This window comes from Bradyrhizobium sp. 179, assembly GCF_023073535.1.
Classification (GTDB): domain Bacteria; phylum Pseudomonadota; class Alphaproteobacteria; order Rhizobiales; family Xanthobacteraceae; genus Bradyrhizobium.
Map to the genome: position 1 here is coordinate 112,995 of NZ_JADPJR010000069.1, position 26,976 is coordinate 139,970.

At 64.2% G+C, this 26,976-nt stretch carries 23 protein-coding genes; 7 read left to right on the forward strand and 16 right to left on the reverse strand.

Annotated elements, in window-relative coordinates:
* Window positions 1-531: 531 nt before the first annotated feature.
* From mdoH to topA, 8 genes are all read right to left on the reverse strand, one after another.
* Window positions 532-2,682: a glucans biosynthesis glucosyltransferase MdoH gene (mdoH, locus tag IVB12_RS17225; RefSeq protein ID WP_247300770.1), complete on the reverse strand. Its 2,151-nt coding sequence runs from the start codon at window positions 2,680-2,682 to the stop codon at window positions 532-534.
* Window positions 2,670-4,130, reverse strand: coding sequence for a glucan biosynthesis protein G (locus tag IVB12_RS17230; protein WP_247300800.1), 1,461 nt, complete (start codon window positions 4,128-4,130; stop codon window positions 2,670-2,672). The genes mdoH and IVB12_RS17230 overlap by 13 nt, the downstream gene beginning before the upstream one ends.
* Before the next feature lie 446 nt (window positions 4,131-4,576).
* Complete coding sequence (rpmG, locus tag IVB12_RS17235; protein ID WP_007603295.1) at window positions 4,577-4,744, reverse strand: 50S ribosomal protein L33; 168 nt, start codon at window positions 4,742-4,744, stop codon at window positions 4,577-4,579.
* A 122-nt stretch (window positions 4,745-4,866) separates the two neighbouring features.
* Window positions 4,867-6,192, reverse strand: a complete 1,326-nt coding sequence (locus tag IVB12_RS17240) for an LLM class flavin-dependent oxidoreductase (protein ID WP_247300771.1) — start codon at window positions 6,190-6,192, stop codon at window positions 4,867-4,869.
* 264 nt (window positions 6,193-6,456) lie between these two features.
* Window positions 6,457-7,209, reverse strand: a complete 753-nt coding sequence (locus IVB12_RS17245; protein WP_247300772.1) for an NUDIX domain-containing protein — start codon at window positions 7,207-7,209, stop codon at window positions 6,457-6,459.
* A gap of 32 nt (window positions 7,210-7,241) precedes the next feature.
* Window positions 7,242-7,682, reverse strand: coding sequence for a DUF983 domain-containing protein (locus tag IVB12_RS17250; RefSeq protein ID WP_247277009.1), 441 nt, complete (start codon window positions 7,680-7,682; stop codon window positions 7,242-7,244).
* Complete coding sequence (gene rnr / locus IVB12_RS17255) at window positions 7,676-10,033, reverse strand: ribonuclease R (RefSeq protein ID WP_247300773.1); 2,358 nt, start codon at window positions 10,031-10,033, stop codon at window positions 7,676-7,678. Before rnr ends, IVB12_RS17250 begins: the two co-directional genes overlap by 7 nt.
* Window positions 10,034-10,040: 7 nt before the next feature.
* Window positions 10,041-12,791 (reverse strand): type I DNA topoisomerase, encoded by a 2,751-nt coding sequence (topA, locus tag IVB12_RS17260; RefSeq protein ID WP_247300774.1) that lies wholly within the window; start codon window positions 12,789-12,791, stop codon window positions 10,041-10,043.
* A gap of 228 nt (window positions 12,792-13,019) precedes the next feature.
* On the opposite strand from topA, the gene IVB12_RS17265 reads away from it, so the two are divergent.
* Window positions 13,020-13,259: a hypothetical protein gene (locus tag IVB12_RS17265; RefSeq protein ID WP_247300775.1), complete on the forward strand. Its 240-nt coding sequence runs from the start codon at window positions 13,020-13,022 to the stop codon at window positions 13,257-13,259.
* A 71-nt stretch (window positions 13,260-13,330) separates the two neighbouring features.
* Here IVB12_RS17265 and IVB12_RS17270 read toward each other — a convergent pair whose 3' ends face one another.
* Together IVB12_RS17270 and IVB12_RS17275 are read right to left on the reverse strand one after the other, a co-directional pair.
* Window positions 13,331-13,942 carry a flavodoxin family protein gene (locus tag IVB12_RS17270; protein ID WP_247300776.1) on the reverse strand — a complete coding sequence of 204 codons (612 nt, stop codon included), beginning with the start codon at window positions 13,940-13,942 and terminating at the stop codon, window positions 13,331-13,333.
* A gap of 124 nt (window positions 13,943-14,066) precedes the next feature.
* A complete protein-coding gene (locus tag IVB12_RS17275; protein ID WP_247300777.1) occupies window positions 14,067-14,534 on the reverse strand; it encodes a helix-turn-helix domain-containing protein in 468 nt (155 codons plus the stop codon).
* 122 nt (window positions 14,535-14,656) lie between these two features.
* Between IVB12_RS17275 and IVB12_RS17280 the strand changes: the two genes are divergently transcribed.
* Window positions 14,657-15,430: an SDR family oxidoreductase gene (locus IVB12_RS17280; RefSeq protein ID WP_247300778.1), complete on the forward strand. Its 774-nt coding sequence runs from the start codon at window positions 14,657-14,659 to the stop codon at window positions 15,428-15,430.
* A 177-nt stretch (window positions 15,431-15,607) separates the two neighbouring features.
* Window positions 15,608-15,790 carry a hypothetical protein gene (locus IVB12_RS17285; protein WP_247300779.1) on the forward strand — a complete coding sequence of 61 codons (183 nt, stop codon included), beginning with the start codon at window positions 15,608-15,610 and terminating at the stop codon, window positions 15,788-15,790.
* A gap of 69 nt (window positions 15,791-15,859) precedes the next feature.
* Here IVB12_RS17285 and dprA read toward each other — a convergent pair whose 3' ends face one another.
* The gene (dprA, locus tag IVB12_RS17290) at window positions 15,860-17,002 is read right to left on the reverse strand and encodes a DNA-processing protein DprA (protein WP_247300780.1); all 1,143 of its coding nucleotides are present in this window, start codon (window positions 17,000-17,002) and stop codon (window positions 15,860-15,862) included.
* A gap of 90 nt (window positions 17,003-17,092) precedes the next feature.
* Here dprA and IVB12_RS17295 point away from each other — a divergent pair, with 90 nt between their 5' ends.
* Entirely contained in the window at window positions 17,093-18,337 is a 1,245-nt protein-coding gene (locus IVB12_RS17295) for an amidase (RefSeq protein WP_247300781.1), read from the forward strand.
* On the opposite strand, the gene IVB12_RS17300 is transcribed toward IVB12_RS17295, so the two are convergent.
* The 4 genes from IVB12_RS17300 to IVB12_RS17315 all read right to left on the reverse strand — a co-directional run bounded on the left by IVB12_RS17300 (window position 18,329) and on the right by IVB12_RS17315 (window position 22,666).
* A complete protein-coding gene (locus IVB12_RS17300; protein ID WP_247300782.1) occupies window positions 18,329-19,546 on the reverse strand; it encodes a patatin-like phospholipase family protein in 1,218 nt (405 codons plus the stop codon). The genes IVB12_RS17295 and IVB12_RS17300 overlap by 9 nt on opposite strands.
* A gap of 221 nt (window positions 19,547-19,767) precedes the next feature.
* Complete coding sequence (gene plsY, locus IVB12_RS17305; RefSeq protein ID WP_247277018.1) at window positions 19,768-20,364, reverse strand: glycerol-3-phosphate 1-O-acyltransferase PlsY; 597 nt, start codon at window positions 20,362-20,364, stop codon at window positions 19,768-19,770.
* Between the two features lie 38 nt (window positions 20,365-20,402).
* The gene (locus IVB12_RS17310) at window positions 20,403-21,713 is read right to left on the reverse strand and encodes a dihydroorotase (protein ID WP_247300801.1); all 1,311 of its coding nucleotides are present in this window, start codon (window positions 21,711-21,713) and stop codon (window positions 20,403-20,405) included.
* A gap of 5 nt (window positions 21,714-21,718) precedes the next feature.
* Entirely contained in the window at window positions 21,719-22,666 is a 948-nt protein-coding gene (locus IVB12_RS17315; protein ID WP_157334028.1) for an aspartate carbamoyltransferase catalytic subunit, read from the reverse strand.
* Window positions 22,667-22,887: 221 nt separating this feature from the next.
* Here IVB12_RS17315 and IVB12_RS17320 point away from each other — a divergent pair, with 221 nt between their 5' ends.
* From IVB12_RS17320 to IVB12_RS17330, 3 genes are read left to right on the forward strand one after another with little or no spacing between them, the layout of a single operon-like run.
* Window positions 22,888-23,601, forward strand: a complete 714-nt coding sequence (locus IVB12_RS17320; protein WP_247300783.1) for a M15 family metallopeptidase — start codon at window positions 22,888-22,890, stop codon at window positions 23,599-23,601.
* Between the two features lie 22 nt (window positions 23,602-23,623).
* The gene (locus IVB12_RS17325; protein ID WP_247300784.1) at window positions 23,624-25,267 is read left to right on the forward strand and encodes an acyl-CoA dehydrogenase family protein; all 1,644 of its coding nucleotides are present in this window, start codon (window positions 23,624-23,626) and stop codon (window positions 25,265-25,267) included.
* Between the two features lie 23 nt (window positions 25,268-25,290).
* Window positions 25,291-26,055, forward strand: a complete 765-nt coding sequence (locus IVB12_RS17330) for a type II CAAX endopeptidase family protein (protein ID WP_247300785.1) — start codon at window positions 25,291-25,293, stop codon at window positions 26,053-26,055.
* Here the strand turns inward: IVB12_RS17330 and IVB12_RS17335 are convergent.
* A complete protein-coding gene (locus IVB12_RS17335) occupies window positions 26,052-26,975 on the reverse strand; it encodes an AEC family transporter (protein WP_247300786.1) in 924 nt (307 codons plus the stop codon). The two genes, IVB12_RS17330 and IVB12_RS17335, sit on opposite strands and share 4 nt — an antisense overlap.
* Between the last annotated feature and the right edge of the window lies 1 nt (window position 26,976).

Consider the following 26,976-nt stretch of genomic DNA (forward strand, 5'->3'; position numbering starts at 1 on the left):
GTTTGAATGCAATGGTTTGAATCAAGCGTAATTAGCTGCCGTCAGCTGAGCGACAGAGGTCGATCTCGATCCCTTCACCTGCTCTGCAACCTGCTAAAGCACTCGAAGAAACGGCTCCTGCATCCAGCAGGCATGCTGGAGCCGTCTCTTCCGAGGTCCTTGTGCGTGCGTCCGGCACAATTGGCAAAATTATGGCTCATTATTAAATGGTGATCTATATCTAACTGAGTTGGTCTTACGGATTTAATAATTAAATTTTTGCGAGCGATCGTGATGATTTCCGGTCAGCATGTGACCTGAGCTGCGTTCGTTTGCGACACTTGCGGCGGATGCCCGCGTTTTCTCTTTTGGCCAAGGCTGACTCAGCCGTGCTTGCCGCGAGCTTACCTAATCTTCGCAGAATTCCACGTGCTTGCACGCGACCGGATTGGAAATTCTTGGCCGGCTTGTCGGTCATGGGTGCGTTCATGACGAGGTCATCGAAAGACGCAGCGCCCACGGAGAATCGCTCAGCGGCCCAGTTTGAGCTCTTCAAGCAGCTTCATTCCTACCTGCGCGAGGCATCTCGAGGACTCTCTGGAGCAGCGTGGGATGGCCAAGAACGGCACGCAATTCCGATTTGTCGAGCCATGCTGCTGCATCCTCGAAGGTTTGGCATTCCTCGAGCTTGATGGTTGCCGTCGCCAATGGCACCTCGACGGCGCCAAATTTGCGCGGCTTGACAAGCGACAGTGATCCCAAATGCTCGGCCAGCAGTTCCGGATCCCGGCTGAGCTGGTGTAGTGCCCCGGCCATCGCGGTGGGCTCAGATGCGGCGAGTTCGTTTGCACGGAGCACCACAGCGGGCGGGTTGTTGGTTTCCGGCGTGGCGAAAAGTCCAGGCGTCTTCAGTCGTGCAGACGTCATGAGTCCCAACGGGATTGAAAGCAGAAGACCCAGCACGACAGGCGACATCCAAAGCAGCAGCGGCAGAGAGACCGCGTAGGCACTGAGCGACAGGGCCAGTCCGCAGAGCGTGGGGCCGGCGAGCTTGCGATAGATTTCGCCGCGCGCCAGCTCGCCATCGCTTCGGCGTTGCACCTGCCAGCCGGCGTCCCGGCCAGCTAGAATTTCAAACACGGCCTTGGTCTGGAGGATCATCATGCAAGGAGCGATCAAAGCCGCAAGAAACGTCTCGCAAACGACTCCGGCCAGTACGCGAGGACTCCCTGCGAATCCGATCCGCTCGTTTCGATTGCCGATCAGCACCAGATAGGCGAGCAGCTTCGGCAGGATCAGAAGTCCCATTGTCGCTGCAAAGACCCGGGCGGCAAGCACCGGGTCCTGTTGCGGCCAGGTCGGAAACAAACTGAAGCCTTTGGGAAAATACTCCGGTCGGATGAAATGCGCCTGCAGTGCAATCAGCAGGCCGAGTACCAGGAATAGAAACCACAGCGGCGCGGTGACATAGGAGCCGATCCCCGTAAGCAAATGCAAACGCGAGACCCAGTGTAGCCCGCGCGCGGGCAAGACTGCGAGATGCTGAAGGTTACCCTGGCACCAGCGACGATCTCTTGCCGCAAAGTCCAGCAGTGACGGCGGGACTTCTTCGAAGCTGCCGCCAAGCGCCGGCGCCAGATAGATTGCCCAGCCCGCGCGGCGCATCAACGCGGCCTCGACAAAATCATGGCTTAGGATGTGACCCCCGAAAGGCTTACGACCGCTCAGCTCCGGCAGGCTGGCCTCCGCAGCGAACGCCCGCACCCGGATGATGGCGTTGTGGCCCCAGTAATTGCTGTCGCCACCGTGCCACCAGGCATTGCCGGCTGCAATGATGGGGCCGTAAACACGCCCCGAGAATTGCTGCAGCCTGCTGAAAATTGTGCGCGCGTTGACGATGACCGGCTGCGTCTGGATCAGCGCAGCAGCGGGATGGGACTCCATCGCGTGGACAAGGCGAACTATTGTGTCGCCCTCCACGAGGCTGTCCGCGTCGAGAACGATCATGTGATCATAGACCGACCCAAACCTCATGACCCAATCGGCGATGTTGCCGGATTTCCGCGCGATGTTGTTGGAGCGATGCCGGTAGTACAGCCGCGCGGCGCAGCAGGCGCGGCGCAGCCCAATGAACGTCATCTCTTCACGAATCCAGATGTCGGGGTCGCTCGTATCGCTCAGTAAGAACCAGTCGAACTGGTCCCCACATCCGGTAGCTTGAACTGATTCATACATGGCGCGTAGTCGCGCCATGAGATGATGCGGGTCCTCATTGTACGTGGGTAGCAGCATGGCTGTGCGGGAGGTTACACGAGGCAGTGGGCCCGTCGTATCGATCGGCAGACAAGACCGGGTGCGCGTGAGCAGCACGAGGAATCCAGCGAACGCGGACATGAAGGAGAAGGCGACCCATGCGAGCAGCACAAGGAAGAAGCCGAGCAGCATCGCCTCGAGGAAGGTTACACCGCCAACCTTCACCACGTCATACATGCCGTAGCCGCCTGCAAGCGTCAGCACCCCAGTCCCGGCAAAAATAAAGAGGCGGCGGAGCGTCAAGGCGGTGCCCGAATGCACCGGCGACGGGTTAGCTTCAGCCGCGCGATCCAGCCGGCACGGCAGCATCGGCAGCGGGCTTTCTGGCGGCAGGAATGTGCTGCCAGGTGCGTCCGGCGAGGGCTTCGGCGACGGCCTCAGGGCGTCCATCGATAGGTCCACACTTCGGAGACTGGCGCTTCGTTTTGCGCCAAGAAAGCTCGTAATTCGATGGCGGCTTGCTTCTTGACCAAGCATTGGAAGCTCAGACGCCATCCGCCTGTCATGGGATTAGGTTGCGTGACGATGTTGCTGATTTCGGCTTGTGCAGCGGTCACCACACCTTTGATAGTCTTGGCATCGATGCCTTTGAGTCGGTCCCCCATCAGTTCCAGCACGAACAGTTTGCTATCATCTCCCCGGCTTCCGATCGCCGTTCGCGTGAACCGTGCGAGGGCCTCCGGTTTGGGAGCGTCCGGACCCCAGTGCAGCCGATAGGTGAAGATGTGTTCGCTTTTGGCGGTCAGCGGCTGCTTGGGTTGCCAGAGCGCTGCGATGTTGTCGTGAATCTCCTCCTTGGTGGGTATCTCGAATAATTTCACCGCTCCTTCGCCCCAATCTCCGATCGGTTCGAACCATAGGCTTGGGCGCCTTTCGAAGTTGGATTCGAGATCCTGATAGGCGAAGAAGTTCCTCTCCCGCTGCATCAGCCCGAAGCCCCCCGGATTGACATCGGCAAAGCTGCTGACCTGCAGATCGTGCGGATTGTTGAGGGGACGCCAGAGTTGCTCACCTCTGCCGTTGAAGATCGCAAGTCCATCCGAGTCGTGAACCGCGGGGCGGAAATCGTCAAAATCTTTGCGATCGTTCGGCCCGAAGAAGTACATGCTGGTCATAGGCGCGAGCCCGGCATGCTCGATGTCCACCCGGGGATAGAGAACCATCTCGACGTCGAAAACCGTGCTTTGGCCGGGCCGGATCGTGAATCGGTAGCTTGCGGCCGCGCTCTTGCTGTCCAGCAGCGCGTGCACCACGATGGACGAGGCATTTGGCACCGGCTTCTCCAGCCAGAAAGCCTTGAACACCGGGAATTCTTCGCCCTTGCTCTCGCCGGTATCGATCGCTAGTCCGCGCGCGGACAGGCCATACGTCAGTCCTTTAGCGACTGCTCGGAAGTAACTGGCGCCCAGGAACACACAAACTTCATCGTAGTAATCCGGCCTGTTGATCGGAGCGTGAATGCGGAATCCACTAAACCCGATGTTGACATCCGGCCATTGTCCGAGACCCTCTCCGAACGAGAAGTCGTCACGCCGATACGGGATCGGTATGACGCTCCTGTTCACCACCTGGAAAATGTCGACCCGGTTCTTGTAGAAAAAGCCGCGGTGAAAAAATTGCACTTCGAACGGTAGCTTCTCATCACGCCACAACGCCTTCTCAGGCGCGAAGCGAATTGATCGGTATTGGTCATAGTTGAGATTCTTCAGCGCATCCGGCAGCTTCTCGTCGGCAGGCGTGAATGATTTCGCGGCAAGCGCGCGGGCAAGTTCGCGCACGTAGGACGGGCTGAACGGCTGGGCGGGGCCCGTCTCAGCCTTCCCCGCACGCAGTAGCATATTGGCAACTGAGAACGCAGCCGATGCGCGAAGAACTTGCCGGCGGTTCACGCTCACGTCTCCCGGTTCGAAACAGGTGGGAAAACGGCCTATGTTCCTCGGAGTTCCGTGCGGGTAAGGGGATGTGACACTGGTGACTTCAGCAGAATGTTCGAATGGACTGAGGAGGAGATTTGAAGCAAGGCTGGCCTGAACTGCGAGGCAGCTCTCGCGGCTGGTCGGCAAACCGCCGGAGCTGGCGGTGTTGGCGTTTTGCAAGTCCGCACGCCCAGATTAGCTCAGCCCCGGAGGCAGCGCAGCGCACCTCGACGGTGTGCTGCAGAGCCGGGCCATGGCCCTGGATCGCTGTGTGGCTTGCTCAGGCGCTGCAGCGCGCCGAGAGCGAGAGCCAAAATAAAAACGGGGCCCTGAAGGGACCCCGCAAAGCTTTGCAACGCTGCGGCGACTTACTTGATCTTGGCTTCGCGGAATTCGACGTGCTTGCGCGCGACCGGGTCATACTTCTTCTTGACCAGCTTGTCGGTCATGGTGCGCGAATTCTTTTTGGCGACGTAGTAGAAGCCCGTGTCGGCCGAGGACACGAGCTTGACCTTGATGGTGACCGCTTTGGCCATATTCAAACCTCAGAATGAAGGAAATCTGGAGCCGGCCAAACGGCCCGCGTTGGCCGGCAACCTAGCCAGAAACCGCCTGATGTCAAGGTTTTAGGGGGCAGAAACCACCCAAATCGGCCCGATCAGGCCTCGAAGAAACGGTTTTTCGGCCGCGGCAGGCCCAGATTCTCCCTCAAAGTGACCCCTTCATACTCTTTGCGGAAAATCCCGCGGCGCTGCAGCTCCGGCACCACCTTGTCGACGAAATCGTCGAGGCCGGCGGGCAGGAACGGGAACATGATGTTGAAGCCGTCGGAGCCGCGCCCGACCAGCCATTCCTCCATCTGGTCGGCGATGGTCTTGGCGGTGCCGACGAACGACAGGCCGCCATAGCCGCCGACGCGCTGGGCGAGCTGGCGCACGGTGAGCTTTTCGCGCGCGGCAAGATCGACCATGCGCTGGCGACCGCTCTTGCTGGCGTTGGTCTCGGGAATATCGGGGAGGGGGCCGTCCGGATCGAAGCCGGAGGCGTCGGTGCCGAGGATGACCGAGAGCGAGGCGATGGCGCTGTCGTAGTGCACGCGGCTGTCGAGCAAAGCGCGCTTCTCCTTCGCCTCATCGACGCTGTCGCCGACCACGACGAAGGCGCCGGGAAGGATCTTCAGGTGCTCGGGATCGCGGCCGACCTTCGCCATGCGGCTCTTGATGTCGGCATAGAGCTTTTGCCCGTCGGCGAGGCTGCCGCCGCCGGTGAACACAGCCTCGGCCGTCTCTGCCGCGAGCTGCCTGCCGTCTTCGGAGGCGCCAGCCTGCACGATCACCGGCCAGCCCTGCACGGGGCGGGCGATATTGAGGGGACCGCGCACTTTCAGATATTTGCCGTGGTGGTCGAGCGTGTGCATCTTGGCGGGATCGAAGAACAGGCCGCTCTCGACGTCGCGCACGAACGCATCGTCGGCGAAGGAGTCCCAGAGCCCGGTGACGACGTCGTAGAACTCGCGGGCGCGCTTGTAGCGTTCGGCGTGCTCCATGTGATCGTCGCGGCCGAAGTTGAGCGCCGCGTCCGGATTCGAGGTGGTGACGATATTCCACCCCGCACGCCCGCCGCTGATGTGATCGAGCGAGGCGAAACGGCGCGCGACGTGATAGGGCTCATCGAACGTGGTCGATCCGGTCGCGATCAGGCCGATGCGCTCGGTGACGGCCGAGAGCGCCGACAGCAGCGTGAACGGCTCGAACGAGGTCACGGTGTGGCTGCGCTTGAGCGCGTTGATCGGCATGTTCAAGACGGCGAGGTGATCGGCCATGAAGAAAGCGTCGAACTTGCCGGCCTCGAGCTTGCGGATCAGCGTCTTGATGTGGCCGAAATTGAAATTGGCGTCAGGCCAGGCGCCGGGATAGCGCCAGGCGCCGGTGTGGATGCTGATCGGGCGCATGAACGCGCCAAGCTTGAGTTGCCGTTGTGCCATCGCCCGGTGTCCTTCTTCATTGTCGTTCGAAAAGACATAGGTGCGGGCGGGAACTCCGCCATTGGGGGAGGCGGGAAGAATTTTTTGTTTTTTGCGGCTCTCTCAGCACGTCATTCCGGGGTGCGCCTCAGGGCGCGAACCCGGAATCCATTGAACTGCGGAGACGGTGGATGAATGGATTCCGGGTTCGCGCTTCGCGCGCCCCGGAATGACGGAGGAGGGAGCCGCGTGCCGGATAACGGATGATCCGTAGCGCCGCGGAGCCTAGCTCAAAACATCCTTCTGCATCTTGCCGCCGTAGAAATGGAAGAACGGCACCGGTGCATCGTGGCGGAGCGGGCCGGTGGCAAGGCGGGTGTCGAGCTCGTTGAGCACGTTGCGCGTCATCGGATGCAGGTCTGCGAGCGGTTTTGAGCCGAGCTCGACCCAGACCAGCTCGACCAGCTCGGCATCGGCATGGATCACGCCCTCGACGCGGTGGGTGATCGCGGAAGCATCCGCGGTGAAGAAGCGGGTGTCGAAGCGCTTGACGCGGCCGGGCGGCGTGATGGCACGGGCGATCAGGAAAAGGCCGGAGGGATCAGGCAGCAGGCCGGCATCCGCGAATGGCTTCCAGGGGCCCTCGAGCTTGGGCACCTTGCCTTCGGCCTTGCGGCCGAGGCAGAGACCGGTCTCCTCGCAGGCTTCGCGAATCGCGGCAATGGCGAGCGATTTGGCGCGCGAGGGAGGGGTCTTCGGGCTGCCCTTGGCGAGATTGGCTTCGAGCTCTGCGGTAATGGGGGCGGCGCAGGGCACGCGATAATCGGCCTTGTCGACACGGCCGCCGGGGAAGACGAACTTTCCGGGCATGAACACCACCTTGTCGTGGCGCTTGCCGACCAGCACTTTGGGAATAGGCCCGCTGCGATCGACCAGGATCAGTGTCGCTGCATCCCTCGGACGAAAATAGGGATGGTGGTCGGCTTCCTTCTCCTCGTGAACTTTAGCCTTCTCCTCTGCCGGCGAAATATCCGTCATGTCCTCACCCGAACCGCTCTTGTTTGTTTTGCTTACACAGGCGGAATACCATCGGGAGGGTTCTCGTCAAACCCGTGCATGCGCAGAGCCCATTGCAAGCCGACCACAGCTCCCTTGACGGGTTGCAACAGCGCGAGCGAGGCGAGGAAGGTAAAGGGCAGATAGGCCACGAAACTGAGCCACACCGGCGTCGTGTAGTTGGTCTCGATCCAGAGGATGGCCGGTACCACGATGTGGCCGACGATGACGATCACGAGATAGGCGGGCAGGTCGTCGGCGCGATGCGGGGTGAAATCGAGGTCACATTTGGCGCAATTGTCCGCCGTCTTCAGAAAGGCGCGGAACAGCTTTCCCTCGCCGCAGCGCGGGCAGCGGCCGCGAAAGCCATGCTTCATCGCAGCCCACACGTCGCGCCTCTCGACAAGGCCGGTCTCGCGCGTCCAGATCTTCGGCGCCGTGCTCATCGTCACCATGCCTTGCCCTTCTGTCCCTTGCCTTTGCTCTTGCTTTTCCCCTTGGCCTTCTTGCTCTTGCCGGATGTCTTCTGTTTCTCCGGCCTGCGCTTCTGCTCGGGACTGCGTCCCGGATGCGGCTTCGACGATTTGCGCTGCGGGCGGAACGGCCTGCGTTCGCGGGAGCCGGTCTCACCTGCCGATGACAGCAGCTCGAAGCGCAGCGCGCCTGCGATGGGAGCTGCTTCGATCAGACGAACGTCGACGACGTCACCGAGCTGATACATGGTGCCGCTGCGCGTGCCGACCAGTGCGTGGCGGCTCTCGTCATAGTTGAAATATTCCGTGCCGAGGGATCGGATCGGGATCAATCCGTCGGCGCCGGTCTCGGCGAGCTTGACGAACAGGCCGGCGCGGGTGACGCCGGAGACGCGGCCCTGAAAACTCGCGCCGATGCGGTCGGCGAGATGGTGCGCGATCAGGCGATCGACGGTCTCGCGCTCCGCCTTCATCGCGCGCCGTTCGGTGAGTGAGATATGGGCGGCGACTTCGCCGAGAGATTCGGGCGTCGCGCTGTCGGGCAGGGCGCCTTCGCCGAGGCCGAGCGCGCGGACCAGCGCGCGATGGACGACGAGATCGGCATAGCGGCGGATCGGCGAGGTGAAATGCGCATAACGGCGCAGGTTAAGGCCGAAATGACCGTAGTTTTCCGAAGAGTATTCCGCCTGGGCCTGGGCGCGCAGCACGACCTCGCTTACCAGCGGGTAATAATCGTGGCCTTCGAGCTGGGCCAGCACGCGGTTGAACAGCGTCGGGCGCAGCGCGCCTGATTTCGTGAAGGGAACGTCCAGTGTCTCCAGGAACTCGCTGAGGGCGTGGACCTTCTCCAGCGTCGGCTCGTCGTGCACCCGGTAAATCAGCGGCAGCGACTTCTTCTCCAGCATCTCCGCCGCGGCGACGTTGGCGAGGATCATGAACTCCTCGATCAGCTTGTGCGCATCGAGACGCTCCGGGACGACGACGCGGTCGACCGTTCCGTCGCTCTTCAAGAGGATCTTGCGCTCGGGCAGGTCGAGATTGAGCGGATCGCGCTCGTCGCGCGCGCGCTTGACGCAGGCGTAAGCCGCGTAGAGCGGCTTCAGGATCGGATCGAGCAGCGGGCCGGTGGCATCATCGGGCCGACCGTCGATCGCAGCCTGTGCCTGCGCATAATGCAGCTTCGCCGCCGAGCGCATCAGGATGCGGTGGAAGCTGTGCGAGCGCTTGCGGCCGTCCGGTCCGATCACCATGCGCACCGCCAGTGCGCCGCGCGGCTCGCCTGGCACGAGCGAACAGAGATTGTTGGAGATGCGCTCCGGCAGCATCGGCACGACGCGGTCGGGGAAATAGACCGAGTTGCCGCGATCGAGCGCGTCGCGGTCGAGCGCGGTGCCCGGCCGGACATAGAAGCTCACGTCTGCGATGGCCACGTTGACGATGAAGCCACCCTTGTTATTGGGATCGTCGTCGGGCTGCGCGTGGACCGCGTCGTCGTGATCCTTCGCATCCGGCGGATCGATGGTGACGAGCGGAACATCGCGCCAATCCTCGCGCCCTTTCAGGTTCGCAGGCTCCGCCGCCTCCGCCTCGCGCTCGGCCGCGGGCGAGAATTGCAACGGGATGTCGTGGGCATAGATCGCGATCAGGCTGATGGCCTTCTCCGACTTGACCGAGCCGAGCCTCTCCTTGACGCGGCCGGAGGCCAGGCCAAAGCCGCGCGAGCGGACGATGTCGACGCTGACGAGGTCACCGTCTTGCGCGCCTTGTGTATCGGTCTTCGCGATGTTCAGCTCGCGGTCGGCGAACTTCTTGTCGACAGGAACGAGCCGTCCGCCGCCTTCGGAAAGACTGCGGAAGACGCCGAGGATACGGCTCTTGGCCTTGTCGATGACCTTGATGATGCGGCCGCGATAGGCGGGACCTGCGTCCTCGTCCGAGCGCTCGACGCGCAGCAATGCGCGGTCGCCGACACCGGCGGCCGTGCCAGGCTTGGGCCGGCGCGGCATCTCGATCAGGATTTTTGGCGGCTCGCCGCTTTCGACCTCGTCCCATTCGGCGGGGGAGGCGATCAATTCGCCGTCGGAGTCGCGGCCCGTGATGTCGGCGAGCAGCGTCGGCGGCAGCGTGTCGGGCTCGGAGATCTTGTGGCGCTTCTTCTTGATGATGCCGTCGTAGGCGAGCTCGCGCAGCATGCGCCTGAGCTCGGCGCGATCGGCGTTCTTCAGGCCGAACTCGCGCGCAATTTCGCGGGTCCCGACCTCTCCGTGGTTTGCCTTGATGAAGGCGACGATGGCTGCCCTGTCGGGAAAGCCATGGTCATTCTTGCGTTTCACTTAACCTCTAATTCTTGCCGGCACTCTTCTTGGCCGGGGCCTTGGTGGGGGCCGCCTTGGTCGGCGACGTCTTGGCAGTCGACGAGACGGCGGCGCGCGCCTTGCTGGTGGATTCGGTTTTCGATTTGGCCGGGGCTTTCTTCGCGGCCGGCTTCTTCGGCTTCGGCGCGGCGTCCTCACCGTCCGCAGCCTTCTCTGTAGTCTTCTTGGCCTTGGCGGGCTTTGCCGCCTTCTTCGGCTTGGTCTTGCCGCCGCCCTTGGCCGCGCGTTCGTCGATCAGCGCGATCGCCTGCGGCAGCGTGATGGCATCCTTTTCGAACTCGGCCGGGATCGTCGCGTTGACACCGCCTGCGGCGACATAGGGGCCATAGCGGCCGCTCTTCACGGTGACGGTGCCGAGCGTCGGATGATCGCCGATCGTCTTGCCGGGATCGGCGCCGAAGCGGCGGCTCGGGCCCTTCGCCGCCTTCTCGGCGATCAGCGTCACCGCGCGATTGAGGCCGATGTCGAACACTTCGTCGCCGGCTTCGAGACTCGCATAGGTCTTGTCGTGCTTCACGAAGGGCCCGAAGCGGCCGAGGCCGGCGGTGATCGGCTGACCCGTCTCGGGGTGCTTGCCGATCTCGCGCGGCAGCGACAACAATTTCAGCGCAAGCTCGAGGTCGACATCGCTGGGCGAGGTGCCCTTCGGAATGCCCGCGCGCTTCGGCTTCTCGCCTTCCGCATAATCCTTCTGCTCGCCGAGCTGGATGTAGGGGCCGAAGCGGCCGGCCTTGACCCAGACATCGAAGCCGGTGTCGGGATCCTGGCCGAGCGAGCGGTCGGCGCTGGCTTCGCCATCGGCGGCGAGCTGGCGGGTGTAGCGGCATTCCGGATAGTTCGAGCAGCCGACGAAGGCGCCGAACTTGCCGGCCTTGAGGTTGAGCCGGCCCGTGCCGCAATTCGGGCATTGCCTGACGTCGCCGCCATCGGCGCGCGGCGGGTAGATGTGCGGGCCCAGCATCTCGTCGAGCACGTCCAGCACCTGCGCGACGCGCAGGTCCTTGATCTCGTCGACGGCGCCGATGAAGTCGCGCCAGAAATCCCTCAGCACCTCCTGCCAGGAGATCTCGTTGTTCGAGATGCGGTCGAGCTGCTCTTCGAGGCCCGCGGTGAAATCGTATTCGACATAGCGGCTGAAGAAGCTTTCGAGGAACGCGATCACGACGCGGCCCTTGTCCTCGCCGTGCAGGCGCTTCTTCTCCAGCTTGACGTAGCCGCGGTCCTTCAGAACCTGGAGGATCGAGGCATAGGTCGAGGGACGGCCGATGCCGAGCTCTTCCATGCGCTTGACGAGGGATGCCTCCGAGAAGCGCGGCGGCGGCTCGGTGAAATGCTGAGTGACGGCGAGCGACTGCCGCTTCAGGGCTTCGCCGGCGCTCATGCCGGGCAGGCGGCGGGAATCATCGTCCTCCTCGTCGTCGCGGCCTTCCTGGTAGAGCGCGAGGAAGCCGTCGAACTTGATGACCTGACCGGTGGCGCGCAGCTCCAGCGTACGGCCGCCGGCCTTCGCGGTGATGTCGACCGTGGTGCGCTCGAGCTCGGCCGCTTCCATTTGGCTTGCGATGGTGCGCTTCCAGATCAACTCGTAGAGTTTCGCCTGATCGGAATCGAGCTTGCGGCTCATGCCGTCGGGCCGGCGCGACAGATCCGTCGGGCGGATCGCCTCGTGCGCTTCCTGGGCGTTCTTGGCCTTGGTCTGGTACTGGCGGGGAGCGTCGGGCACATAGGCGTTGCCGTAATCCTCGCCGATCACCTTACGCGCCTGGGTGATCGCTTCAGGTGCGATCTGCACGCCGTCGGTACGCATATAGGTAATGAGTCCGGTGGTCTCCCCGCCGATGTCGATGCCTTCATAGAGCCGCTGGGCGATGCGCATCGTGTGCGCCGGCGCAAAGCCGTATTTGCGGCTGGCTTCCTGCTGCAGCGTCGAGGTGGTGAAGGGCGCCTGCGGATTGCGCCGCGCGGGCTTGGCATCGACCGCGGTCACGGCGTAGGCGGCCGCTTCCAGCGCCTTCTTGAAGTCTTCGGCTTCCGCGCCGGTGCCGATGTCAAGGCGCTGGATCTTCTTGCCGTCGGCGCCGACGAGGCGGGCCTCGAAGGCATCGCCGCGCGGGGTCAGCAGGGTCGCGACCAGCGACCAATATTCGCGCGCGACGAACTTCTCGATCTCGAGCTCGCGATCGCAAACGAGGCGCAGCGCCACCGACTGCACGCGGCCGGCCGAGCGCGCGCCCGGCAGCTTGCGCCACAGCACGGGGGAGAGGGTGAAGCCGACCAGATAGTCGAGCGCACGGCGCGCCATATAGGCGTCGACCAGGGCGCCGTCGATCTGGCGCGGATGCTTCATCGCGTCGGTGACAGCCTGCTTGGTGATGGCGTTGAACACCACGCGCTCGATCTTTTGGTCCTTCAGCGCGCGCTTCTCTTTCATCACCTCCAGCACGTGCCAGGAGATGGCCTCGCCCTCACGATCGGGGTCGGTGGCGAGAATCAGGCGGTCAGCGCCCTTCAGCGATCTCGCGATATCGTTTAGCCGCCCGGCGGCCTTCGGGTCGACCTCCCAGATCATCTTGAAATTGGCGTCAGGATCAACGGAACCGTTCTTGGCGGGGAGGTCGCGGACATGGCCGAACGAAGCCAGGACCTCGTAGGACGAGCCCAGATATTTGTTGATCGTCTTGGCTTTCGCCGGCGACTCCACAATAACGATATTCATGTAGTTCCAGTAACTTACGGGAAAATCTTGGGCCGAAAACCAAAGGATTCGGGTCGGCCGTTTCGACCCGAACATGGGTGGTGAGGCCGTCCCTGTCAAATCGGGGCGTGTTGAAGGCCGCAGCGATGGGAAAAGTTTCATATCGAAAAAGTTGCAAAATACCACCTTGGAGTTGCGACCGATGTCGGCGTAAGGTTTCTGCGGGGCATGGATTCGGGGTGGGGTCTGGTGGCTAAGCCAGCAAGGAAACGGGCGCGCGCCGGATCAGGCGCGCCGGGAGGCTCGCGCAATGAGGAACCGGGGGAAGGCGGGGCGGATGAGGCGGTCGCCTTCATCGCGGAGCAGACGGCCGCCCTGGGCAAGCTCGCCGAGCGCCACAAGCTGCACATGTTGCATTATTTATTGGGCATGACCCAGCTCGAGGCCGACGAGCATCTGAGATTGCGGAGCAAGCGCAAGCTGTCGTGAGATCTGCGCCTCTATCAGTTCAGTCATCCCTGCGCGCGCGTGGCGCTCGTCGCTGGAGGCAATGAGGGCAGTTAACTGTTGCGGCCTGCCATCCGAGCCAGTCTCTGGCCGAGATATTCGGCCGTGCTCAAATCGCTCTGAGGCAAGGTGCCGTTGATCAAGTGCGTCGCCAGGCCAAGCTGGCTGCCCAAGCGATTGCGGTTGCTCGGATCCTCTCCGCCCGGGATATCCAGCCCGCACCAGAGCATGCCGTGCTGCGCAGCGAGAATGGAAAAGTAGGTCAATGTGTGCAGTTGATCGCCGCCTGCGCACGCGCCGGTCGTGAATCCGGCTGCGATCTTGTTGGCCCATCGCTGGCGAGTCCATCGGTCACTTGAGGCGTCAGCGAAGGCTTTGAATTGCGCTGCCGGTCCGCCCATATAGGTCGGGCTGCCAAATGCAATGGCGCTCGCGCCGTCAATCGTCTCCAGTAGTCTCTCATTCTGGAAGCGGCCTGACACGATGTCGTCGCCGGCGATCCGACAAAGCGCGATCTGTGCCATCTCAGCCGCGCCGCGCACCACCGCATGCGCTAGCGTTTCTGTGGTGCCGGAGATGGAAAAATAGACGATAGCGAGCAGGGGCATGGTGGTGCCAGTTTGCGGTGTCCAAGCCATCTTTGACGCCGTCTCGAATTTGTACAAGTCCCCCGCGTCCTCATTTGCGCGCATAGCGAAGCAAATCCAGAATCTTTCCACGGGAGCAGTGTGGATTGCCTTGTCGCCAGGACCCCATCGCAATGATGGGGGTTGGGGCGGTGCGCCGCAGCTACGCCGATCTGCGCCGCGGCGCCGGCCGCGGCTTCAACATGGTGTCCGCCGGGCTGAGCAGGCGGCCGTCCTCGGCGCGCAATTCGAGTTTCTTCACCGGGCGGCCCTTGGCGCGATCGACCAGAATGGTCGCGATCTCGTCGGGGTGATCGTCGAACTCCTCGCTCCATTGCCGTAGCGCCACCAGCACCGGGAAGGTGCCGCGGCCCTTCGGCGTCAGCACATATTCCTGGTAGGCGCTGCCGTCGGAAGCGGGGGCGGTCGCCAGAATGCCGTGCTCGACGAGTGACCGCAGGCGCGCGGCCAGAATGTTCTTGGCCATGCCGAGCTTGCTCTGGAATTCGCCGAAGCGCCGTACGCCCAACAGTGCCTCGCGGATGATCAGCAGCGACCACCAGTCGCCAAGCGCCTCCAACGACCGTGCGATCGGGCAGGAATCGCCGTCGAAGCTCGTTCGTCTCACCATTGTCTTTCGTCCTGTCGCGTTCGCCCGCCTTCCGCGCCGATCACGCGCTTGTGTGGTTGCATCATAAAACCATTTGTCCTAGATGGCAACTTAGTTTCATAATGCAACCACTGGAGGCGAGCGTGAGATTGAAGAACAAGACGGCCCTGATTACCGGCGGCAACAGCGGCATTGGCCTTGCGACCGCAAAGCTGTTCGTGGCCGAGGGCGCCAAGGTGGTGATCACCGGCCGCAACAAGGGGACGCTGGAGGCCGCTGCGAAAGAGCTCGGGCCGAACGCGCTTGCGCTGGTTGCCGACGCCACCGACATCGCCGCGACCGAAGCCGCGATCAAGAAGGGCGCGGACAAGTTCGGCAAGGTCGACATCGTCTTCGCCAATGCCGGCATCGCCGGCGGCACGCCGCTCGGCTCAGCCACGCTTGAGATCTTCGAGACCGTGATCCGCACGAACCTCACCGGCGTGTTCTTCACCGTTCAATCCGCGCTGCCCTACCTTAACGACAATGCCTCGATCATCCTCAACGGCTCGGTGATCTCGGTGCTCGGCATTCCCGGCTACTCGGCTTACGGCGCCGCGAAGGCCGGCGTTCGCGCCATGGCGCGGACCATGGCCTCGGAACTGTCGCCGCGCGGCATCCGCGTCAACGTGGTCGCGCCGGGCGCGATCCGCACACCGATCTGGGGACCTGCGGTGGCGACGCCCGAGGCCGAGAAGGCATTCGAGAGGCGCATCGCGCTCTCGACGCCGCTCGGGCGCATCGGCGAAACGGATCACGTTGCAAAGACCGTGCTGTTCCTCGCTTCCGATGATTCCGCGCATGTGCAGGGCCAGGAGATCTTCGTCGACGGCGGCGCGGTCGCATCTCCGAGCGGCGCGCCGATCTATCGGGGCTAATCAAATCAAGTGCAAATTGAATCGGCCAGCGCAACGGGAAGCGGTTGCGCCGGCCGGTTCCTACGCCTCGGGGGATGCATTTCGAAAACCTTTGCGTGAGGCGTTGAACCTTCGCGCGTACTGCCAAGACGTTCTTAAGGGCAGGGCGTCAGAAGACTCATTTTAAGGGAGCCCGTTATGCCGAAAGCAGCCCCTATTTCTTCGTCGATTTCAGCACCGCGTGTTTACACCGAAGATTCTGCCATTCCCGGCAAACGGACCGACAAGTCCGAGCTCATCGGGACCGCTCTGTTCGCCGGCATCGGACTGTTTATTTCGCTGATAGCCATCATCCTGGGCATTCAGGGCGCTTGGTTGTAGCCCCGCGGCGACGGCGCACCAGGGGCGGATCGCGGCCGCGCGCTTGCGCTTCGACGTGCGCACCGACGGCTAGAGCAGCGACACCAATCCGCCGCCGTGACGCTCCAGCTTTCCGGCCAATTCGAGCTCCAGGAGCACGGTGCGCACGATTGCGGGCGAGGCGCCGGACATCCGCACGAGATCGTCGATCGAGATCGGGGCAGGACCGAGCAGGGCGGTGATCTGGTCGCGGTCGTGGCCTTGCGGATCGCTCTCGAACGGCTCGCTGTCGGGCTCGCCTGCCGGATGCATCAGCGGCCGCTCCATGATCGGCTGCACCGCGTTGATGATGTCGGCGGCCTCGGTGACGAGGGTTGCGCCCTGCTTGATCAGATCGTTGGTGCCGGCGGCGCGCGGATCGAGCGGCGAGCCGGGAACGGCGAATACCTCGCGGCCCTGTTCGGCCGCCATGCGCGCGGTGATCAGCGAGCCCGAGCGGTGCGCCGCTTCCACCACGATCACGCCGAGCGACGCACCGGAGATCAGTCGGTTGCGGCGGGGAAAGTCGCGGGCGCGCGGCTCGTGGCCGAGCGGCATTTCGGAGATTGCCGCGCCCTCATGGTCGAGGATCGCTGCGAGCAAATCGGTATGTTCGGGCGGATAGATGCAATCATGCCCGCCGGCGAGCACGGCGATCGTGCCGCTTGCGACGCTCGTGCGATGCGCGGCCTGGTCGACGCCGCGGGCGAGACCCGAGATGATGACAAAACCGGCTTCGCCGAGCTCGCGCGCAAGCTGCCCGGCAAACTTCAGCCCGGCGCCGGAAGCATTGCGCGAGCCGACGATCGCGATCATCGGCCGCATCAAGCTTTTCGTGTCGCCGCGCACGGCGAGCAAAGGCGGTGCATCGTCGAGCGTTGCGAGCCGCGCCGGATAGCCATCTTCACCGGGCGCGAGCCAGGCGATGCCGAACTTGCGGCTTGCGGCGAGCTCGGCCTTGGCTTCATCGGCGCTACAGATGCGCCCCGATCGTGCCGCGCCGCCGCGGCGCGCCAGATCTGGCAGCCGCTCCAGCGCGGCGCGCGCGGTGCCGAAATGATCGACCAGCGAACGGAAGGTGCGCGGGCCCACATTGTCTGAGCGGATCAGCCGCAGGCGGTCGATCCGCTCAGACTCGGTCAGCTCCACGCTTGGATTGATGGCGTCCACGGCGTCTCCTTGCAGGCACAGCATGGAACAACCTGAGGGCGTTGCGCAACAGTGACGTGCGCTTGCGCGACCCCGCCCCGATGCTAAAAGCGATGCCAATAAGAAGGATTTGCCATGATCTCACTCGCCGACCTCCAGCGCCGCATCGAAGCGGGGGAGCTGTCGCCCGATTCCGCGATCGCGCAATCGCATGCGGCGATCGAGGCCAAGGAGAAGGACGTCCGCGCCTTCGTCCGCCACGACAAGGCCGCGAAGGCGCAAAGCGCCGGTCCGCTGCGCGGCATCGCGATCGGGATCAAGGACATCATCGATACCGCCGATTTCCCGACCGAGATGGGCTCGGAGATCTATCGCGGGTGGCAGCCGCGCTCGGATGCGCCCGTCGTGATGATGCTGAAGCGGGCCGGGGCAACCATCATCGGCAAAACCACGACCACGGCGTTCGCCTCGCGCGATCCCACCCCGACGCGCAATCCGCATAATCTCGGCCATTCTCCGGGCGGCTCATCCTCCGGTTCGGCGGCAGCCGTCGGCGCCGGCATGATCCCGCTGGCGCTGGGCACCCAGACCGGTGGCTCGGTGATCCGTCCCGCCGCCTATTGCGGGACCGCTGCTATCAAGCCGTCGTTCCGCATGCTGCCGACGGTCGGTGTGAAGTGCTACTCGTGGGCGCTCGATACGGTCGGCCTGTTCGGCGCGCGCGTGGAAGATCTCGCGCGCGGGCTGTTGGCGATGACGGGGCGCGGCGAATTCTCCGGCATTGCCGCCGCGACGTCGCCGCGCATCGGCGTGGTCAGGCAGGAATTCGCCGGCGCAGTGGAGCCGGCGGCCGAAGAGGGGCTGCAAGCCGCGATCAAGGCGGCGACGCGCGCCGGCGCCAGCGTGCAGACCATCGATCTGCCCGAAGCGGTGCAGGAGGCCTGGCGCATCCATCCGATCATTCAGGATTTCGAGGCGCATCGCGCGCTGGCCTGGGAGTTTTCCGAACGCCACGACGAGATCGCGCCGATGCTGCGTGCCAGTCTCGATGCGACGGTTGGCCTGACGCCGCAGGACTATGACGAAGCGCGGCGGATCAGCCGCCGCGGCCGCCGTGAGCTCGGTGAGCTGTTCGAAGGCGTCGACGTGCTCCTGACCTATTCCGCGCCGGGCACCGCGCCCGCCAAGGAGCTCGCGACCACGGGCGATCCCCGTTACAACAGGCTCTGGACCCTGATGGGCAATCCTTGCGTCAACGTGCCGGTGCTGAAGGTCGGCGGCCTGCCGATCGGCGTGCAGGTGATCGCGCGTTTCGGCAACGATCCGCGCGCACTTGCGGCGGCCTGGTTCCTGGAGGAGGCGCTGGCGAAATCAGGCTAGCGCGGGTTCGGGGGCGGCAATGCGATGGCCGGATGCAGCAGCCGGCGCTGCGCTGCTAGCTGCACCTTGCTTCAGCCAGCGCTCGGCGGCCTCGCGGCCGCTCCGGTGGAGCAGGCGAATGAAGCCGCGGCCGAGATCGGTGGATGAGCGCTGCGCCAGCCCGTCAACGGAATCTTCTGCCGCGATCCTGGTGAGCCGCAAGGACGGCGCGGCTTGCGACTGCGCCCATTCGATCGCGGCGATCTCGGCATTGAGGGCGGCGTTGGCCGCGATCTGGTCGAGCCGGCGGTCGATCGCGGCGAGTGTGATCGGTACGTAGCTGTCGCGCGCCGGCGTGACCTGGACGAGCAGCACATCGGCGGTCGTCGTGTCCTGCGCCAGCCGCAGCAGCGGCGGGTTGCCGCCAAGGCCGCCGTCCCAATAGGCCTCGCCGTCGATCTCGACGGCGCAGTGGACGAGCGGCGGGCAGGTCGAGGCCAGCGCGACGTCGGTGGTAATTGCCTCGTTGCGGAAGATCTGCTGCTGGCCGTCGCGGATCCGCGTCGCTGCGATCAGAAGCTTCGGGCAGTTCGGATGGCGCAGGGCGGCGAAATCGATGTCGCGCGACAGCGCCTGCCGCAGCGGATCGAGATCGAACGGATCAAAGTGACCGGAGCGCAGCGTCGGCCCGAACGCGACCGAGCTTCCCGCCGGCGAGAAGCCGCCGACCAACATCAGCGCGCGAAACGAGGCTTCGTGCATCAGCCGGAGCCAGAACCGATTCAGCCGGGCGCGGGCGCCTTCGCGGCCAGCTTCGGCAAAGCCGGAGGCGAGCAGCAGCGCGTTGATGGCGCCGGCGCTGGCGCCGCTGATGGTGTCGATTGCGATATCAGGCTCTTCCAGCAGCCGCTCGAGCACGCCCCAGGTGAAGGCCGCAAAAGTGCCGCCGCCCTGCAGCGCCAGCGAGAGCTTTCGCGGCGGCCATTGGGCGGAATGTGCACGCGCGGTCACGCCCGGTACAGCCTTCCTCACCACGATATCGAGCGGAGCGTCGGCTTTCGTAGGGGGCTCAGGCTGCGGCGCCTGCGATGAAACGGGCGCAGGCGTGTCGACACGCGGCGAGGGCGCATCGGACCAGATATTGGTCATCGAAAGCAATCGGCTCGCTGCGGTGCCGGAAGCACCCCGCGAACCAACCCCGTCATGCGCGTCGACAATCTTCTCGCTCATTCTGAGCAACCGCCACCATTTCACTGTCGGGATGACAGGCTGTCAGCATGACAGGCTCGGAACCCGCTTGCCAACACAACCGCGATTCGGCCGCAAGTTGCGAACAGGATTTTGCATATAATGCAGAAGGGCCGTTTCGGTATCCGTAGATGCCCGGCTTTGGATTCTTGTTCTGACGCGATTTCTTGACGCGAACCGGCATCCACTTCGCTCGAAACGCTCTAGGCCTTCTCCCCGATCCGGCTTTCCTTGCCCGCTTGCAAGCGCTTGATGTTCTCGCGGTGCGCGTAGAACAGCAGCAGCGTCAGCACTGCTGATAAAGCAGACAATGCCAGGTGCCCGAACCACCACAGGAACATCGGCGTGATGAACGCCGCCACCAGCGCCGACAGCGAGGAATAGCGGGTGGTGAAGGCGGTTGCCAGCCAGAGCAGGCAGAACACGACGGCGCCAGGCCAAAACAGGCCGAGCAGGATGCCGATGTAGACGGCCACGCCCTTGCCGCCTTTGAACTTGAGCCAGACCGGGAAGAGATGGCCCAGGAACGCGCCGAGCCCGGCCACCATGGCGGCATTGGGACCTGCGAGATAGCCGGCGATCACCACGGCCACGGTGCCCTTGAGCGCGTCGAACAGCAGGGTGCCCGCGGCAAGGCTCTTGCGTCCCGTGCGCAGCACATTGGTGGCGCCGATGCTGCCGGAGCCGATCGAGCGGATATCCTGCGTGCCCGCGAGTTTGGTGAGAATCAGCCCGAACGGAATTGAGCCGAGGAGATAGCCGATGACGAAGGCCACCGGCAGGAATGCTTCAAGCCCCATGGCGGCATCTCCAAAGACTGGGTCTCCGTGCCGAACGATCACCCATGTCCGACATACTCGTAGACCGTCCGACCGCCGACAATGGTGCGCACGACGCGGCCTGTAAAGCGGGCCTCATCAAACGGGGTATTCTTACAGGGCGATTTCAGGTCGGCCGGATCGACCACCCAGGGCGTATCGGGGTCGATCACGATGACGTCCGCGGGGCTGCCGACGCGCAAGGTTCCGCCTGGTAGCCCGAGCAACTCGGCCGGCCGCGTCGACATTGCGCGGATCAGCGTCTTCAGTTCCATCTCGCCATTGTGCACGAGGCGGAGGCCCGCCGGCAGCATGGTCTCGAGCCCCACGGCGCCGGGGGCGGCTTCCGCGAACGGCAAGCGCTTGACCTCGACGTCCTGCGGATTGTGGTCGGACATGATGACGTCGAGAAGCCCGGAGGCGAGCGCCGCCACCACCGAGCGGCGGTCGTCCTCGGTCCGGAGGGGCGGCGACAGTTTCAGGAACGAACGGTAGGGCCCGATGTCGTTCTCGTTCAGCGCCAGATGATTGATCGAGACCGAGGCGCTGACGGCGAGCCCGGCGTCGCGGGCGCGCTCCAGGATCTCGAGGGAGTCGATGCAGGTCAGCGACGCCGCGTGGTAGCGGCCGCCGGTGAGTGCAACGAGGCGTAAGTCGCGCTCCAGCATGACGGCTTCGGCGGCATTCGGGATGCCCATCAGCCCGAGCCGGGTCGCGAACTCGCCCTCGTTCATCACGCCTTCGCCCACGAGGTTGGGATCCTCGGTGTGATGCACGATCAGCGCGTCGAAGTCGCGGGCGTAGGTCAGCGCGCGTCGCATCACCTGGGCGTTGGTCACGCTTCGGTCGCCGTCGCTGAAGGCGACCGCGCCGGCGGCCTTCAAGAGGCCGAACTCGGTCATCTCCTCGCCGAGCATGCCCTTGGTCAGCGCCGCCATCGGCTGGATATTGACGATCGCGGTGTCGCGGGCTCTGCGCATCACAAAGTCCACGGTCGCCGAATTGTCGATGACCGGCGAGGTGGCGGGCTGGCAGATGATGGTGGTGATGCCGCCGGTCGCGGCGGCCTGGCTCGCCGAGGCAAAGGTCTCGCGGTGGCTGAGACCGGGCTCGCCGACGAAGGCGCGCAAGTCGATCAGGCCTGGCGCCACGATCTTGCCGGAGCAGTTGATGATGTCGGTGCCTTCAGGCACGCCGGCTGCGCCAATGCCGCGGCGGGTCTCGCGGATGGTGCCGTCGGCAATGAGGACGTCCCCGATGCCGTCGAAATCCCTGGAGGGGTCGACGACGCGGGCGTTGGCGAGCAGGATGGGGCGGCGGTCGGTCAACATCGGCATCACGCGTTCGGCAGGTTGCGGGCGAGCGCTTCCAGCACGGCCATGCGCACGGCGACGCCCATCTCCACCTGTTCGCGGATCAGGGACTGGGCGCCGTCGGCCACGATCGAGTCGATCTCCACGCCGCGGTTCATGGGACCGGGATGCATCACCAATGCATCCGGCTTGGCGTAGGCGAGCTTCTTCTGGTCCAGCCCGAAGTAGTGGAAATATTCCGATGACGAAGGCACGAACGAGCCGTTCATGCGCTCGCGCTGGAGCCGCAGCATCATCACGATGTCGGCGCCTTCCAGGCCCTCGCGCATGTCGCGCGCGACCTCGACGCCCATCCGCTCGATGCCGGGCGGCAGCAGCGTGGAAGGGCCGACGACGCGGACGCGGGCGCCCATGGTGTTGAGCAGGATGATGTTGGAGCGGGCGACGCGCGAATGCAGCACGTCGCCGCAGATCGCGACCACAAGGCCTTCGATCCGCCCCTTGTTGCGCCGGATGGTGAGCGCGTCGAGCAGCGCTTGGGTCGGGTGCTCATGCGCGCCGTCGCCGGCATTGATCACGGAACCGTCGACCTTGCGCGCCAGCAGTTCCACCGCGCCGGAGGCGTGATGGCGCACCACCAGGATGTCCGGGTGCATCGCGTTCAAAGTCACCGCGGTGTCGATCAGGGTTTCGCCCTTGCGGATCGAGGACGAGGACACCGACATGTTCATGACGTCGGCACCTAAGCGCTTGCCGGCGAGCTCGAACGAGGACTGGGTCCGGGTGGAAGCCTCGAAGAAGAGGTTCACCTGCGTCCGTCCACGCAAGACGGTGCGCTTCTTGTCAACCTGGCGGTTGAGCTCGACATATTCTTCGGACAGGTCGAGGAGGCCGGTAATGTCGGCCGCGGAAAGGCCCTCAATGCCCAGCAAATGCCGGTGGCCGAGGACGAAGGTCGATTTCGATGTCATTAAAAGCAGAGCTATAGGGGGCGACGGCGGGGGGAGCAAGGGGCAAAGATGGGCAAGTGAGTTATCCCCTGATCTGTCACCCGCTCAGTCATTCCGGGATGGCGCGTAAGCGCCAGACCCGAATCTCGAGATTCCGGGTTCGGCTCTTCGAGCCGCCCCGGAATGACGAAGGATGGGACGGCATCGTGAAACCAATTCTTGCTGCATTTATATCGATCGTCATGAGCTCATCCGCCTGGGCCCAACCACTCCCCGGCGACTTTGTCTATCTGCGCGACGTCGAGCCCCGCATCATCCAGGACATCCGCTACGCCACCTCGAACAATTTCGTCGGCCGGCCGCTCGCCGGCTATAGCGCCGGCGAATGCGTGGTGAAGCGCGAGGTCGGGCTGCGGCTGAAGGCGGTTCAGGAGGAACTGGCCGCGCAACATCTCTCGCTCAAAATGTTCGACTGCTACCGGCCGGCACGGGCCTCGCGCGACATGATGAAGTGGTCGCAGAACGGCCACGAGACTGCCGCCGAGCGGCGCTACAATCCGAAGATTCCCAAGAGCGAGCTATTTCGGCTCGGCTACATCGCGAGCCGCTCGCAGCATTCGACCGGGGCGGCACTCGATCTCACTTTGGTCGATCTCAAGGCCGAGAATTCCGCCAAATACGACCCATCAAAGGCCTATGCCGATTGCACGGCGCCAGCCGAGGCGCGGGCGCCGGAGGGCAGCGTCGACATGGGCACTGGTTACGACTGTACCGACGCGAAGGGGCATACTGCGGCACAGTCGATCAATGCGGAGCAACGCGCTTGGCGCAAGCGGCTGGTGGCTGCGATGGCCAGGCAAGGCTTTGTGAACTATTCGAAGGAGTGGTGGCATTTTTCGCTGCCGGGGGCGGGCGGGGCAGCCTATGATTTCCCGATCCAGCCGCGGCGGAACTAAGGTCCGGTTCGAGGAGGCGCATATGATCCGGCCGAGCTTTGCGACCCACGAGGTCTTCAACCAGTCGCCGCCGTTCGAGGACGTCGACCTGTTCGCGGCCGACCGTCCGCTGGTCGATGCGGTGAGGGCCAATGGCGGCGCGGCGGCGGAACGGGAGCTGTCGGAGTTCGGCAAGCACTGGGGCTCGGCCACGATGGCCGATCGCGGACGCGTCGCGAACGAGAACACGCCGAAGCTGCGCAGCTTCGATGCCAAGGGCAATCGCCGCGACCAGATCGAGTTTCATCCGGCCTATCACGAGCTGATGGCGCACAGTGCGCATGCGGGCCTGCACAATTCGACGTGGACGGCGGATGGAAAGCCCGCTGGCGATGCGGCGGAGGTCATCCGCGCCGCAAAGTTCTATATCGCCGCGCAGGTCGAGACCGGCCATCTCTGCCCGATCACGATGACACGAGCCTCTGTGGCCGCGCTGGCGATGCAGCCCGATCTGCTCGCGCGCGTGATGCCGGTGCTGTCGACGAGGAGTTATGATCCCAGCTTCGTGCCGTGGTGGCAAAAGCGCGGCATGACGCTCGGCATGGGCATGACCGAGAAGCAGGGCGGCACCGACGTGCGCGCCAACATGACGCGCGCCGTAAGCGAGGGGGATGCTTATCGCATCACCGGCCACAAATGGTTCATGTCGGCGCCGATGTGCGATGCGTTCCTGGTGCTGGCGCAGGCAGACGCGGGCCTAACCTGCTTCTTCATGCCGCGCTTTGCGCCCGACGGCTCGGTGAACGCGATCCAGTTCCAGCGGCTGAAGGACAAGCTCGGCAACCGCTCCAACGCCTCCTCCGAGGTCGAGTTCGTCGGTGCCTATGCAGAAAGGGTCGGCGAGGAGGGCAAGGGCATCCGCACCATCATCCAGATGGTGCAGCTGACGCGCCAGGATTGCGCGATCGCCTCCGTCGGCCTGATGCGTTCGGGGCTCGCGCATGCGCTGCATCACGCCCGTCACCGCAGCGTGTTCCAGAAGCATCTCGCCGATCAGCCCTTGATGCAGGCGGTGCTGTCAGACATGGCGCTGCATGTCGAGGCGAGCACCGCCCTGGTGATGCGACTCTGCCGCGCCTTCGACCGGACGCCGCACGATGCGGCGGAGGCCGCCTATATGCGGCTGCTGACGCCCGCGATCAAATATTGGACCTGCAAGAGCGCGCCGCCGTTCCTCTGCGAAGCGATGGAGTGCCTCGGCGGCAACGGGTATGTCGAGGACGGCATTTTGGCGCGTCATTATCGCGAGTCTCCCGTCAACGCGATCTGGGAAGGCTCGGGCAACGTCATGTGCCTCGACGTGCTCCGCGCGCTCTCGCGCGAGCCGGAGGCGGCGATGGCGGTGCTGCAATCGCTTGCGGCCGAGACAAAAGGACTGCCCGGAGCGGGTGAGGCCGCCGCGTTCATCGGCAAGACCTTTCGCCGTGCTGACGGCGAGCGCGTCGCGCGGCTGGCAGTCGAGAAGCTGGCGTTGTTCGCCGCGGCTGCGGCGCTAGGCCGCGTGTCACCGCGCAATGCCGAATTGTTCGCCGCAACGCGCCTCGCTGCCAATCACGCCAGCATGTACGGCGCCGTGGAGTTGGAGAGCGCCGACGTGTGCGCGCTGCTGGAGCGAGCGCTGCCGTGAGTCTCCCAAACGAAAGCCTTTTGATGGATTCCCTCAATCCCGACCATCCGCCGCTCACCATGACGCCTGCGACGCCGCGCGTCTGGATGTTCTGGAGCACCGCACTGTGGGGTCTCCTCATCTTCCTCGCGATGTTCGTCGGGCAGATCGGCGCGATCGTTCTGCTGGTAGCGCAGCGTGGTCTGCCCATGGATCTCGCCTCGCTGCAAGTCGTCGGCCATGAGCCCCAGGCGCTTGCGCTGTCAGTGGCCATGGGCCTGCCGGCGACGCTGGCCGTGGTCTGGCTTGCCATTCGCATCAAGAAGGCGTCCTTCGTGAATTATCTCGCGCTGCATTGGCCGTCCTGGAAGCATCTGCTGTTCGGCGCGGTCGGCCTGGTCCTGATCGTGTTGGCCTGGGAGACAATGTCGCGCGCGCTCGGCCGCGAGGCGACGCCGGGCTTCATGACAGATTTGTTGAAATCAGGTCGCGACAAGGGCGCCGCAATGGTGCTGCTGTTTGCCTTCACTGTGGCGGCGCCCATGTCGGAAGAAGTGTTGGCGCGGGGCTTCCTCTATCGCGGCTGGTCTGCGAGCTTCTTGCGCGTGCCCGGCGCGATCATCCTGTCGTCGCTGGTGTGGACAATCGTGCACCTGCAATACGACATGTATTTTCTCGCCGAGGTTTTCACCATCGGCCTGTGGTTTGGCTACATGCGCTACCGTGCCAATTCGCTTTGGCTCACGGTCGTGTTGCATGCGCTCAACAATCTGACCGCAGTGGTGCTGACGATGTGGTTGGCAAGTTAGGCGGCCAGCGCGATCGCGACCGGCATCGTGATGGCCGCAAAAATCGTTTGCAGCGTGATGATCTGCGCCAGCAGCGGCGCATCGCCGCCCATCTGGCGGGCCAAGACATAGGCGCTAGGCGAGGTCGGCACCGCCGCGCAGATCGCGACGATCGCGAGGCTGTCGCCGGAGAGCCCGAACCAGGCGCCGAGCCCCAGCGCGAGCGCGGGCATCAGCGCGAGCTTGAAGACGACGCCGGTGGCCGCGCCGAGGCTCGGGCGCAAGAGACCTTCGAGATGCAGGCCGGCGCCGGTGACGAGCAGGCCGATCGCCAGCGAGGAGCGGCTCAGCGCATCCGCCACCTCGTGCCAGAGTTTCGGCAGCGGCATGTGCGTCAGATTGACGGCAAGGCCGATCACGCAGGCCCAGATCAGGGGATTGCGGACCACCGTCATGACGACGGCTCGTGCAGACTGCTTTTCGGGCGCGGCGTAATGGGCGAGCACCACGACACTGAGCACGTTGACCAGGGGAATGATCGCGACCATCGCCACGGAGGCGAGCGCCAGCCCGACGTCGCCGAACATATTGGCTGCGACCGACAGTCCGACGAAGGTCTGCCAGCGCGTTGCGCCCTGAAAGATCGAGGTGAAGGCGGGGCCGTCGATGCCGAGCCGGGTAAGGGCGGGGCGCAGTGCAAGGCACAAGAGCGACATCGCGAGCGCTGACAGCAGCAGCGCGCCGCCGACGCCAGCGACCGGCACCTTGGAGAGGTCCGCCTTCACCAGCGTCTGGATCAGCAGCATCGGAAACAGCACGAAATAGGTCAGGCGCTCCAGCCCATGCCACTGCGTGTCGAGCCGCATCAGGCTGCGCTTCAGCACGACACCGAGCACGATGAGGATGAAGACCGGCAGCAGCGCCGCGATCACGACGGCCATG